We start from the raw sequence: 12,994 nt of genomic DNA on the forward strand, positions 1-12,994 counted from the left end.
AAGGACCTCGTGGTTGTCACCACCCAGGACGCGGTGCTGGTGGCGCATAAAAGCGAGGCCCAGAACGTAAAGAAAATCGTGGACAAACTGAAGGTCCAGAAACGCCCCGAGGCCGAGAGCCACAACCGCACCTACCGGCCCTGGGGCTTTTATGAAAGCCTGATCCAGGGCGACCGTTTTCAGGTGAAACGGATTGTGGTCTGGCCGGGGCGGCAACTGTCGCTCCAGAAGCATTTTCATCGCGCCGAGCATTGGGTGGTGGTGGCCGGCTCCGCGCTCGTCACCCGCGATGAGGAGGAAATTCTCGTGCGGGAGAATGAGAGCGTTTACCTGCCGCTGGGCTGCGTGCACCGGCTGGATAATCCGGGGCGGATTCCGCTCACTCTCATCGAGGTGCAGTCCGGCGCTTATCTCGGTGAGGATGACATCGTGCGGCTAGAGGATAATTACGGCAGAACATAAAGATGATTATGCTAAGATTTATGGATTCGCATATTTTAGGTTTGAATGTTATGCAAGCAGAGATTGCCAAAACATTACCATACCAGCATCCTGACCACGAGTGGAATTGGATACGTTTACAATAGCCAAGGATAATTACGATTTTGAATCTTGAATTTGAGGCAAATCGGATTGAATCCTTTTCCGAGTTTGAGCAGTTGCGTACAAAAATGCAACATGTACTTGATAGCAGGTATCTTTTCGAAAAAAGCCTTGCCTCTAGCGAGGATAGTTTTGTATTGGAAGGGACCTGCGGCGCATGCGTATGTCCAACGACCTTCACTGCTGTGACGGCTGGAGGAGAGGAGACGCCAAGCAATCAACGCGTTCCCAATTGGCGTGAAACGCTACGTTGTGGGTGCAGCTATCACCTCCCTAATCGGTACCGCGCCGTACTTCACTTCCTCAAAGCCAAGACAGGGCTACAAAAATGGATGAGGGTAGCAATCTTCGGCTCTTCGGATTTATTGGCTTCGTCGGTCGAAGCGGAAACTGGGAACTGCCACTATCTACCTCGCCTCGTTAGGGGGCTTAATGATATAGGCCAACCTATCCTTAGGCTGGAGGATAGAGATAGGGCGCGTCACATTGTTATTTCGCTGGATTACCTTCACTTAGTTCCGATGTTAAGAACAGCACTGTTCGAGGTTCTTCGCATTTTAGAATCCGGCGGACGGTTCATTTTTACAATACCATTTCATGCTCACTCCGAATTAACCTCTTCCTTCACCACACACTTGCCACGCGTGGAGGGACTGCATCCAGCGGAATTTGGTGGTGCTGTTCATGATATCGGATGGGATATCCTCTCCATGCTCCGTGACGTCGGATTTAGCAGGGCAGCTGCTTATCTCTACTGGTCCGAGGAACTTGGCTACTTCGGGCCTTATAATTTCATCTTTTCCGCAACTCGTTAGCCCATGGCCAGCACCGCATGAATGATACCACGACCCCCACCCCCCGTAATCTATCTGGATACATCGATCGCGTTACGAATGACGGGATCGTTGAAGGCTGGGGCTGGGACGAAAACCAACCTGGCCTCAGGCTCAACCTAACGATTCTAGTCGACAACGAGCCGGTTGGAACGACCACAGCCATGTTGTACCGAGGTGACTTGGCCCATGCAGGGATAGATGACGGTCACCACGGTTTCAAATTCCCTTTGCCTTATGAGGCTCTTGGAAAAAAGCGTGAGCTTCGCATCTCTGTGCGCGAGACAAATACAGGAGTCACTCTAGGAAAGCCATTTCTCTTATTTAGAAACGATGTCGTTACAATTGACGATAGAGTAGCTGAACTCGAGGGTACGTTGAAGCTGCTGCAGTCGCGCCTTGCTGAATTGCTTAGTCAGTCTACGCAGCAAAATAATGCAGCTTCCGCAGCGCTGTTCCAAACTATAGGCAGTTTTTTCATGCAACTCGCAGCAGAAGCCGAAACTGGAGTAAGTGGGCAAGGTCCACTTGGCACGCTCCTCAATACAATCGGCGCTTCCTATGACATAATCACGCTGCCCCGTTCGGAAACTCCCGTAGCTACGATCTGCGTGGAAGCAGACGCACCGTTTGCTGAGGTTTACAAATGCCTCCAAGCACTGTTGAGCAACGGCATTTGCGAAAAGGCCGATGTAGTTCTACTAGATCCTGGAGCACAAGAAGACATTGCGCTTCTACCAACAATTATACGCGGTCTACGCTATCTGCGGGTGCAGGGGGAGTTGCTTGCGGAGAGAAACACGGTCGCAGCAGAGAGCCGGACAGAGTTAGTCGCCTTCCTCTCTGCCCATGCTCTACCGGAGCGCGGTTGGCTGGACGAGATTTGTGCTCCGTTTACGGCTTCCATCAATATTGCGGCGGTAGGCAGCAAAGTTGCGCGCAGCGATGGTACAGTAGAACATGCCGGATTAATTTTACGTGACACCGAACGTTTTACCGATATTGGCGTTGGGCGTATAGATGGCGATCCAACTTGCAACCACGTCTGCAAGGTGGCCGCTCTGGGCAGCTATGCCGTCGCTTTCCGTCGTGCCGCTTTCATCGCCGCAGGAGGCTTCGACGTTGCCCTAATAGAGCCTGCCGCTGCAACACTGGATTTGTGTCTGCGCTTTGGTCAACATCAAGAGAGCGTTATCTACCAGCCATTTGCCAGAGTACTTTGGCGTGAAAGCGCAAAGATGCGGTCGCACTGGGTGACCGAAGATCTAGCTTCAAGACCCGGCTTTTACGACTTGTTAAAGCAGCGCTGGACGAAACACCTATCTGACCAAGCCACCGCAAGGCGGGACACCCCGCGCCAGATTGGCCGCGCGCTTGTCTTGTCAGGTGGGCCGGACTGCGTAGCCACTGCAAAGAGGCTTGTAGAACAAGGATATGATGTAACCTACGGCCATATATTCGATAGCCACGAGAACGAAGGGTACAGGATTGTAGCGCGCGAAGGTATTCGCGCCTTATCCGTGCCATTCTATACCAGTCTGGAGGGGTATTTGAGACAGGAGGGGGAGACAATAGACCTGATCCACGCCTCAAAGGCGGAGAGTAACAAGCTTAGTGGACTCGACGGATTGTTCCCGAATGCAAAGATTGTGCATGGCATAGAAGCGGCGGCGACGTCAGGAGATTGATATGGTACCATTCTACTTTGTTGGTACCACGCACTTATTGCTATAGTCGGCGCCAACTACTATCGCCGTCTCATATTGACCTGTCACTCCTGTGTCGTCATAGGCCACGGCGGTTAGATGATGTATCCCTGAATTAAGCATGTCAGGCAAGATTTCTACATGGTATGGCGGCTTTGTTGCAAAACCGACAACATGGCCATCCAGAATGAATTTCACCTTTGTGACTGCCCCACCATCTATACTTGCAACCGCATAAACGGGCACTGGGGCAGTAACCCTTTGACAATCCAAAGGATAGTCAATTACTACAATTGGCTTTGCATCTGCAGAAGTGAGACGGTCTGGCATTACATCAAGCTTTGCATTAGCGGCTTTGATGCTATGAATAACGCCATCTGTGTACCCAGGCCCCACATTATAGCGCGTCGGAGGCGTATCGTAAGTGGAGTAAGTATTTTTCTGATAGAACTCCCAGACCCAAAGCGCGCTGTAGGCTACATGGTTTTGCGTTATTGCAGCCAACATGCCTTTTATGAATTTTTGGCCCGCTTGGCTTTCAGGATTCTTCGCGCCAAACTCTCCTATGAACAAGGGTTTTCCTAGTTCCTTAGCTTCTTTTTCTAGAACAGGAATTAGTTTTTGTGGGTCAGTCGCTTTAATCCCGCCCATGCTTGATTCAGGGTAAATATGCACACTGATGACGTTAGCATATTTGTTTATTGATGCTAAATACTGCAATGATCGCGACAAACTGTCATGCGACCAATCAGGCTTTCCGTACAAAAAACCTGGATGCGCTCGCAAATGCGCCGCGGAGGGGCGGGGGAGGGAAAACCCTGTGGATACAGGAACAGAAGGATCCAGTGACTTGATCAGGCCGTAGAATCTTTGGATGAACGCCATCATCTGCGCTGAAGTGAAATTCGATCTGACCGAGCACATCGCTGGGCTGAGTCGTTCCTGACAGGATTTCACATTATCTATATCCGCCAGTAAATTCAGTTCGTTCGTCATCTCATAGAGAAAAATCAGATGTTTGCCCCGGTAACGCTTTATGAACTCCGTGACATACCTAACCAGAAGGAACCAGGACTTCGAGTGAGGGTTACCGAGAAGATCCCCTACTGTTTCATGCGTCATAGCAGGAAACTGGTTCACGTTAAACATCAGCACCGGGACGATTTGTATATTATGACTATGCAAATCATCCATCATAGCATCCATGGCAGCCCAGTATTTCCCTGGGTTGCTGAGCCACAGAGAGAGATCACTCCGTTGGCTATAAAATGAAGGAGCATAGCCGGTTATGGCCACCCGAAGAAAGCGTACGCCGTTAGCTTCAGCATCGACAATCGCCTTTTTGGCCATTGCTCTTTCAACTTCTACATATTGAGGTTGGCCATTGCCACCGCTAGCCAACCCGAGATATTGTTGTGCTAAATCGAATTTATTCAAACCGATTGAGGCGTGATCGGGTAGCGGCCATGCTTTGCTCGACAAAAGCATGCTTGCAATCGTAGCCAGCATCACTGCTTCTAACAGCCGAAGGTAACCCGAGCCACGCCAAAAAAAACATGGTCCCCTTTGACCCATCCGCCAAAACCTTCCTCATGACCATGATGGACAGCCGTATGCGCCCACCTTAGAATAAGATCATATTGTCAAGATTATTCTTATTTCCATCCCCTCAAAAACCATACTAAACCCATAGATAAACAAATATAATGGTGATAATCTCAAAAAATACTAGTTCAACTGATACGTTAATAGCTTTTCTCAAGCGCGCTAATATTCTAAATTTCGAAAGATATGAAGAAGAAGGCTTTCACCAAGTGACCATCATCAACCAAACCTATAAATTCATCTTCATCCATATCCCTAAAAATGCCGGAACAACGATCACAAAAGTTCTTTCCGATCATACACAATGGCAAGATCTCGAGCTTGGGGGAACCATTTATGGTGAATCCATTGCCCCCGCCTACGTGAAGAGGTTTGGCATAGGAAAACATACACGCGCGGAGGTTGTTCGCAATGTCGTTGGGGAACACGTATGGGACAAATGCTTTAAGTTTGCTTTTGTCCGCGATCCTTTTGCGCGCACCTTATCGACCTATCAATTTCTGCTAAAGTGGCGCAACTGGGCCAACAGCGAGATCATGGATCATTTTGAAAATTTCGAATCTTTTGTGACATCTCGTTTCTTTAATGAGGAGCCAGGGCCAGATGGAATATTTTTGCCACAATGGAATTGGGTCTGCGACGCAAACGGAAGCCTTCTTCTCGATCAGATTTACAAAGTCGAAAATATAGACCATGATATTCGCACGTTAGCAGCTAAGATACCCTTAAAGCTTTCCGAAGAATCCACTCCCAAAATGAATGAATCGGAAAAGCTTGAAAAAAACCAAATATTTTTCTCAAATGTTGCTGCAAACGTTATTCAGAAAAAATATGCCCCAGATTTTGTCAAGTTTGGATATAAACCCTCGCTTCCGAATTTAGTTTTTTCCCAAACCTAATCTTGGCGAGCCCCCGCAAGAACACAGAGAGCACAAGACTGTTAGAACGGTTTATTTTTGCCTAGAAATAACGTTTCCGTTATACTTTCAATGCTCCGTTTTGATAGGCGTACATCCCTCAGAATTGGGCGCCTATCAAAACAGTTTTCTACGACATCGGTAACCCCTATATAACGGGCCCCCACCCCTTGAGAGATCATCCAAAACGCCGGATTTGCATAAGATGGCGGCAACACCTCAACAACAAAACTTTCTGATTTTAACATTATCGTATTGGCTAGCCCTGCACCATGAACCGCACATATTCCTCGGCTCCAATGAAAAATCCCCCACTGCTCTTCTATACTAAAATTTTCTAAATCAACAACCAATACTGAGCCGTAACGCTCGAGTCTTTCCACCAATTCCATTTCATTTGTTAGAAGACGCGTTCCCCTTTTTTCTCTCGAGACTATAACAACGGTGTCCTTTAGATGCTTTAGTTCAGGAATATTTACGCTTTTTCTTATCCTTTCAAGCGCAGTTGGATGAGCGCGCAAGCAAGGATGCTGAACAGCTCCCCCCGTATCTGAGGGGACGATTAGAGTTTCTGCCGTAATTGCCGTGTTTCCGTTCAGTTCAACTATGTCTTCAGATTTAACACCCACCGCAGCAAGCATTTGCCTTTGCCATGACCTTTGAATTGGGGAAACTATTATTCTGAAGTCAAGGCCATTATCTTCGATAAAAATGCTAAACCTAGCCAAAACATCCAAAAGCCAATGAGCATAATTCGGCTCCCAGAAGCGATCCGCTATCAACAAAGCATGCCCACTCACGTGTACTGCATTCTTGATACATTTTTGAATGTCTAAATCAACAACAGGAATCAAAGGCGCATAAGGTGTACTCAGAGGTGCTATAACCTTGTCTCCAGCAATCACCAAATGTCCTAAATTTGCCATTTGTAAGACGCACCCGTTTTTCAGATTTATATACTGCAACCTTCCGGTCTTCACTCCAACCAAAGCGCTTTCTCGAGGAAAACGATTATCTTTTTCTCCAATCCACTCTACTGGCGATCGGTTAACTTCACATTCATTTAACGTATAAGCCACCTCCCCTCCCCCATGTTCAGAAAGTTCATAGTTTTGATTTGCCCACTTAGGGAGCAGGGAGGCAACTTTTTTGCTCCACTCTACTTGCGATGCCACATCGAAGGACGGCACCTCAATGTTCAATTGGCGCGAGGCTTTTTGTATAAGAGTACTATTGCAAGGCAACAGATCATCTGAAAGCATAAAATTCTTTTCCTGACACTAAATGCTCCAACACAACAAGCAGACGAGATTATGTTTCAAAGCAATGGAATTAATTGTCAATTCCCACTGACACTTGCCTTTTTGACCGATATTTTATAAACAAAGTAATTTGCCATCTCCTTATGTCGGAAAGCCCCCCATGCAGCGGACAGACTTTGTCTTAACCGAAGACGGCTCAGAGTATCTAAAAAAGAACTTTTGGATATTGCTCGCTCCGGGAGCATATAGGTTTGATCCAAACTTTGAAATCGAATACCCAAGCGCTGCATATGGTGGAATATTTTCCCCGTTCCTTCACTCTATCGGGGCTTTTACTTACACGTGGTCGAGAATTGGGCGCTTTGTAGAAAAAATTGGGCGATATTGTTCGATTGCAGCCTCTGTTACCCTTGGCGATTCAGAGCACCCAACAGACTGGCTTACAACATCGAATGTCACTTGGGATCACAATTTTATTTTGGGTGCTTTTTCTAAAAATGAAACACCCAGTTTAAAACCTCAAGATCCAGGAATGCAAAAAAGACACTTGCCAATATCTATTGGCAACGACGTTTGGATAGGAGGCCGTTCTTACATAAAGCGAGGAATAAAAATAGGAGACGGCGCAATCATTGCGTCGAACGCTGTAGTTACTAAGCCGGTTCCTCCCTTTGCAATTGTTGGCGGAAATCCTGGACGAATTATAAAATATCGCTTCTCAGATAAAGTTATGGAGCGGATATCTTCCTGCGCCTGGTGGAATTATTCCTACTCAGATATCGGCCACCTTGATTTCTCGCGTCCAGAAGAAACTTGTGACGCCATAGACGAAATGCTCTCTAAAGGTAGATTACAAAAATACAACCCTAAGCGTCTCATGGCTGCAGAAATCAAGACAATCCTCGAAGCGCAGCCTAAATTATTGGTAAAGACCGTCAAATAACATGCATATCAATACTTTAGAGAAGCTAGACTTTATTAACTAGACTTTACCACTAACGTCCTAAACACGAACCCTAACTCTCGCCCATCACCGCTTACCCCAATGTCAGATGGCCTTACGCTCGTGGGTATATACCAAGCTAAGTTCAACACCCCCTCCTCGCCGCGGCGGAAGAAAGTTTCCGGCTCTACCAGTGCCTCCATTACGGAAGGCTCAGCATTGCGCAAGCGCCAGAACCCAAGCCAAATACCATTCCCGTAAAGCGTGATCTCCTGCATTGGCTGCCGGGAACTGACAAATGGCTCTCCTTCCACTACCAATCTGCAAGGCTCATCAGGAATATTCATGGCAATGGATAGGGCAGCAACCGGACCATTGTTCCACACATGGGCGTCCTCAGGCTCGGCCCAACCGCTTACCAGTCCCTGCCGGTCAATGTCCTCAGTACCGAACAAACGCATCATTCCCAGTTCCGTATTGAGCCGAGGGAAGCCCGCAGATACTGTCTTACCGGCTTTTTTCCTATCCTTGGTAACGAGCATGGTCACATTCCCACTAAATATCGCTTCACCCATATCTGGTAGTCCAGAAACAGTAACATTTACAGCACAAAACTATTGCAATGCACAATAAATTTTTGTGTATAAACGAAATAGGAGAATATCGCTTGCCATGGATAGTCATGCTTCAGCTTCCACAATAACTGCAGGCTTCCAGAATGACCTGCTCCGATTCCTGGCTCCCTTACACAGGCGCCGTTCCACCCTTGCCATAGGGCTTCTGCCTGAGGTCGCTGTCAGGAACTCGGACGGGAAAAATTTTAGCATATCTTCAGTCATCCCCCCCAAGATGAACGAAGTTACGCTCTGCCTTCTCCCAGAACTTGGCGACAGCCTCATCACGAAGCTAGATAACGCAATGGGAACGCTCCCACAGGGCGGTGTCCTAGCGGTCCTGCACAGTACGCCGCTGGAAAATGTGGCATCCTTCCCTGGATGCCACATAGTCCAGTATGTGTGCCGCCCCATTTCCGGCTCAATCATTACAGAAACGTCATATATGCTCGCGCGTATCGCGGCACTACATGATCACGCCGCGGGCGGAAGTGAGGCTTTCTATCTCTGGATCGGCTCGAACGAAGGGCTGCCGGATCTTGCCGGTGGCATATTCGAGACAGGCGACGAGAGCGCGTCTGATGCCATTTCGCTTCAAACCCCAACCCATTCTCCTACGTTGGCATACGACGACCATTCCTCTTCAGAAATACTAGAACCTGCTATTGCGCGGGCTGAGGCGTTGGGTCAGCGCCTATTGAGAGTCGACGAGCGAACCTTCGAGCTGCGCCGGCGCCTTGCACAGTTAGAGGCACAGCAAGGTTACGCTGGACAATCAGGCGGCGGGCAGGGCTTTTTCGATGTGCCTCGTACACAACACGCTTGGCCATTGGCGCAAGACCAGGACCTCATGCCAGAGAAACTTGACCTGTACGACCGCAGGGTGGACGACGACGTGGTACTTGAAGGGCGAAAAGGTCAAACATTTTTCTCCGCTTTCGCATTAGAATCGGAAAAACCGGACTATGACAGCTGTATCGAAGCGCTGAATAAGACAGTACCCGAGGCCACGATTCTGACCGAGGGCAAGCCAGATGTCTCAATCGTCATCCCCGTCTACGGACAGCTCCCCTATACACTGAATTGCATCGAAAGCCTTTTCCTACACCGTACACGCTACAGTATAGAAATAATCATTATTGATGACTGCGGCCCAGATAAAGTAACAGCCCAGTATATTCCTCAAATATCTAAGGTTCGTTATCATAGACAAGCGGTAAACGGCGGATTCATAAATAGCTGCAACTGCGGCGGCGACTTGGCACATGGCAAGTTCGTATTGATGCTCAACAATGATACCCGTGTCGTCGAAAACTGGTTGGACGCATTGGTAGAGACCTTCGATCTTTTTCCCAATGTCGGCTTGGTTGGGTCGAAGATGTGCTATGCCGACGGTAGTTTGCAGGAAGCAGGCGGCATATTATGGCGCGACGGGAGCGCCTGGAATTATGGACGTAACGACGACCCTAACCGCCCTCAATATTGTCACGCGCGCCAAGTGGACTATATCTCAGGCTGCTCCTTGCTTCTGAAAACATCTCTATGGAATGAACTTCAAGGCTTTGACAAGCATTATACACCCGCTTACGCTGAAGATGCTGACTTGTGCCTGCGCGTAGCCGCCGCCGGTTACGAAGTTTGGTTTCAACCACAATCTCGTGTTGTTCATTACGAAGGCAAGACGGGCGGCACTAATACCACCTCGGGCACCAAAGCCTATCAGGTAACAAACCTGAAAAAACTTTTCCTGCGCTGGCGGGAAGAACTCGAGGATCATCGACCAAATGCCGAGGCGCCTTATTTCGAGCGCGAACGAAAAGCCAGAAAGCGTATACTCGTTATTGATTCGGTAACCCCTACACCGAATCAGGACGCGGGCTCCGTTCAAACCGTCTTAGCTCTCCGCTGTGCTCGCCTACTCAATTACAAAACGTATTTCGTTCCAGAAGACAACTGGCTGTTTGAACCAGCATACACGCCAGCGCTAATGAAGGAAGGCATCGAATGCGGATATGCGCCATTTGATGTCAAATTCGAAAATTATATCCGCCGTTATGGTTGGATGTTTGATATTGTGTTGGCGTACCGCGTCAGCGTGCTTGAGCGCACACACGATCTCATCCGACAGTACGCTCCACAAGCCGTACTTCTATATCACGTGGCCGATCTTCACTACCTACGTACTGAGCGCGAAGCACAACTTGAAGGTAACCAGGAAAAATTCCGGGAGGCCACTCTGCTAAAACAGAAGGAACTAAATTTCATCACGCTCGCGGATTGTACGATTACTCACTCCACTACTGAGGCTGAGATTCTATCCCAGGAGCTACCTGATGCGAGGGTCACCGTTTGGCCGCTGATGTTCGATTTTTTTGGTACTAAGTCAAAATTCTCTGAACGACGGGATATATGCTTCCTCGGCGGTTACAGACATCCACCTAATGTCGACGCAGTAAAATATTTTGTCAAAGAGCTATTTCCTCTTCTTCGGGAGAAAATTTCCGGCATACGTTTCATCATTGCCGGTGCAAATCCAAGCCATGACGTTCTAGCACTCGCATCAAGCGACGTGGTTGTCACCGGCATGGTGGAGGATCTGCGGGAAGTATTCGATAAATCCCGTATTTTCGTCTGTCCCCTACGGGTTGGCGCTGGTGCAAAAGGCAAAATTATGTCTGCGCTTTCCTACGGCATTCCCATTGTCTCAACTTCTGTGGGAGTCGAAGGCGCGGGACTACAGAAAGACAAACATGTGCTAGTGGCAGATACAGCGGAGGACATTATTAGGGATATTGTCCGCCTCTACAACGACGAGGCTCTCTGGAATCTTCTTTCCAAAAATGGACAAGCTCTGATGCAAGAGGAGTTCTCGACTGGGATGGGAATCAAACAATTAAAGAATGCCATCGACATGGGATACCGACACAAGCTCGGCCTAGCTTAAGATCGGTGGTGTATGATTATACTTGGTGAACTCACTAACGATGCTGCCACTAAACTGGAAGGTTGGTGCTGGGCGCCGGATCGTCCGACCGAGCGGCGTATCGTTGAAATCTATGTCAACGGCCACCTCGCTGTATCAGCTATCTCAGCCCGCATGAACACCGAGCTCCGAGAAAGAGGAATTGGCGACGGTTATCATGGTTTTTCAATGCCTATGCCTCAGGTTCCTGTAGGCTCGGAAGAATCCCTGATTATTGAAGCACGTGAACGCCACACCGGCACAACCTTCGGTCGCATCGTTATACAAGACAAAAGTTCTTGCGATCCTATCGAAACAAGATTAACCAAAGCCGAACACAGTGCCTACGAAGTTTTGCATAGCTTGGGTCGGTATGAAGCTGAACCAAAAGCAAAATCCTTTGCCTCAGCTCTGCACGCAATAGGCTCCTCTCTCATCTCCCAATCCATACAACAAAAGCGGGCAAACACTTTAAGCGAAATCTCTCTTCCTTGGATTCCAAACCCGAGATTTACACTTATTTTACCTGCGCTTCCCCAATGGAGGCAAACACGTGATGCGCTCAGGGGGCTTTATCCTCTACTTTCGACACATCGGGCAGAGATCATTCTCGCCGACGACGGCAGAGACCCGCAAACAGCCATTTTAGGAGCACGCATCCGCAATCTCAATTATGTGTTACAGCCAGGCGCTGTGATACCACGTCTGAATATCGCCGCGCGCATGGGACGCGGGCAAACATTGTGTATTCTTTCCAGCACAAAATCCAGCGTTCGGGTTTTTTTGGATGCACTTGGAACACTACCCCCCAATCAATTAATCCTAGGAAGCCAGCCTGCAACCATCGTGCGCGAACTGGGCTATGCGAAGGCGTGGCCGTCTTCACTGTTCGGAGTCGCCGCAGCAAATCTCCAAACCGTACTGGACAGGCACTTGTTCATCAGCACCGGCGGGTTCGATAGGCGTTTACCTTCCCCCTTACTCGCCTTCGCAGACTTAGCATTGAAATCACGCTTACTTGGTCACACGCCAACCCTCTGGCAAGAATGCGAAGGGCCACATACCCTTTTAGGCACCGGTCCAATCTATCAGCACCGGAGAGTACTGCTTGAACGTTGGCCAGCATAGGCTCTTTGCGAAGTTTGCTGCGCGCGAAAGCGGTCGTGGAAAAGAAATGTTATGAGACCTGTGCGCGGGTAGGGTTGCAACGGCTTGGATTTATCTGATTCTTTATGGTGACGAATTGGAGGTTGAGATGCCGCGTCGCCGGATTGGACAGGAAGCATTGCATTTTCCTGATAGCGGGTGTGGTAGATCGTCCCTGGACCAGCTGTCGGGCTTGATTGATTGGGCACCACTTGAAGCCATACTGGATGACATTTACGGCGCGTCGAAAGGTGAAGCAGCCTGGCCGCCTCTGGCCTTGTTTAAGGCGATGTTGCTGGCGGTTTGGTATGATCTCTCGGATGTGAAACTGTCGGAAGCCTTGGATGATCGCGCGTCATTCCGGCGGTTTTGCGGTTTTTCCTCACAGGAGGCGACGCCGGAA

The 12,994-nt window shown here is 48.8% G+C and carries 11 protein-coding genes; 8 read left to right on the forward strand and 3 right to left on the reverse strand.

Annotation, left to right across the window (positions count from 1 at the left end):
- From BUB54_RS18780 to BUB54_RS18785, 3 genes are all read left to right on the forward strand, one after another.
- Nucleotides 1-462, forward strand: a 462-nt coding sequence (locus BUB54_RS18780) for a cupin domain-containing protein (protein ID WP_139285005.1), incomplete at its 5' end; no start/stop codon positions are given.
- 143 nt (nt 463-605) lie between these two features.
- Entirely contained in the window at nt 606-1,418 is an 813-nt protein-coding gene (locus tag BUB54_RS20550) for a class I SAM-dependent methyltransferase (protein ID WP_139285006.1), read from the forward strand.
- A gap of 17 nt (nt 1,419-1,435) precedes the next feature.
- Nucleotides 1,436-3,124, forward strand: coding sequence for a glycosyltransferase family A protein (locus BUB54_RS18785; RefSeq protein ID WP_048880014.1), 1,689 nt, complete (start codon nt 1,436-1,438; stop codon nt 3,122-3,124).
- A gap of 12 nt (nt 3,125-3,136) precedes the next feature.
- On the opposite strand, the gene BUB54_RS18790 is transcribed toward BUB54_RS18785, so the two are convergent.
- Nucleotides 3,137-4,651 carry an Ig-like domain-containing protein gene (locus BUB54_RS18790; RefSeq protein ID WP_048880015.1) on the reverse strand — a complete coding sequence of 505 codons (1,515 nt, stop codon included), beginning with the start codon at nt 4,649-4,651 and terminating at the stop codon, nt 3,137-3,139.
- 197 nt (nt 4,652-4,848) lie between these two features.
- Between BUB54_RS18790 and BUB54_RS18795 the strand changes: the two genes are divergently transcribed.
- Nucleotides 4,849-5,646 (forward strand): sulfotransferase family 2 domain-containing protein, encoded by a 798-nt coding sequence (locus BUB54_RS18795; protein WP_082075753.1) that lies wholly within the window; start codon nt 4,849-4,851, stop codon nt 5,644-5,646.
- A gap of 41 nt (nt 5,647-5,687) precedes the next feature.
- Here BUB54_RS18795 and BUB54_RS18800 read toward each other — a convergent pair whose 3' ends face one another.
- Nucleotides 5,688-6,926 (reverse strand): glycosyltransferase family 61 protein, encoded by a 1,239-nt coding sequence (locus tag BUB54_RS18800; RefSeq protein WP_073212013.1) that lies wholly within the window; start codon nt 6,924-6,926, stop codon nt 5,688-5,690.
- Between the two features lie 160 nt (nt 6,927-7,086).
- Between BUB54_RS18800 and BUB54_RS21670 the strand changes: the two genes are divergently transcribed.
- Nucleotides 7,087-7,869 (forward strand): CatB-related O-acetyltransferase, encoded by a 783-nt coding sequence (locus BUB54_RS21670; RefSeq protein WP_082075754.1) that lies wholly within the window; start codon nt 7,087-7,089, stop codon nt 7,867-7,869.
- Nucleotides 7,870-7,904: 35 nt separating this feature from the next.
- On the opposite strand, the gene BUB54_RS18810 is transcribed toward BUB54_RS21670, so the two are convergent.
- Nucleotides 7,905-8,444 (reverse strand): hypothetical protein, encoded by a 540-nt coding sequence (locus tag BUB54_RS18810; RefSeq protein ID WP_048880017.1) that lies wholly within the window; start codon nt 8,442-8,444, stop codon nt 7,905-7,907.
- Between the two features lie 274 nt (nt 8,445-8,718).
- Between BUB54_RS18810 and BUB54_RS18815 the strand changes: the two genes are divergently transcribed.
- The 3 genes from BUB54_RS18815 to BUB54_RS18820 all read left to right on the forward strand — a co-directional run.
- Nucleotides 8,719-11,427, forward strand: coding sequence for a glycosyltransferase (locus BUB54_RS18815; protein WP_158320143.1), 2,709 nt, complete (start codon nt 8,719-8,721; stop codon nt 11,425-11,427).
- Between the two features lie 12 nt (nt 11,428-11,439).
- On the forward strand, nt 11,440-12,573 hold the full coding sequence (locus tag BUB54_RS20555; protein ID WP_139285008.1) for a hypothetical protein: 1,134 nt from the start codon (nt 11,440-11,442) through the stop codon (nt 12,571-12,573).
- A 127-nt stretch (nt 12,574-12,700) separates the two neighbouring features.
- Nucleotides 12,701-12,994 (forward strand): transposase (locus tag BUB54_RS18820; RefSeq protein WP_139285009.1); only part of this gene is annotated, 294 nt, incomplete at its 3' end.

The sequence above is a fragment of the Acidocella aminolytica 101 = DSM 11237 genome (genome assembly GCF_900129125.1).
Lineage (GTDB): Bacteria > Pseudomonadota > Alphaproteobacteria > Acetobacterales > Acetobacteraceae > Acidocella > Acidocella aminolytica.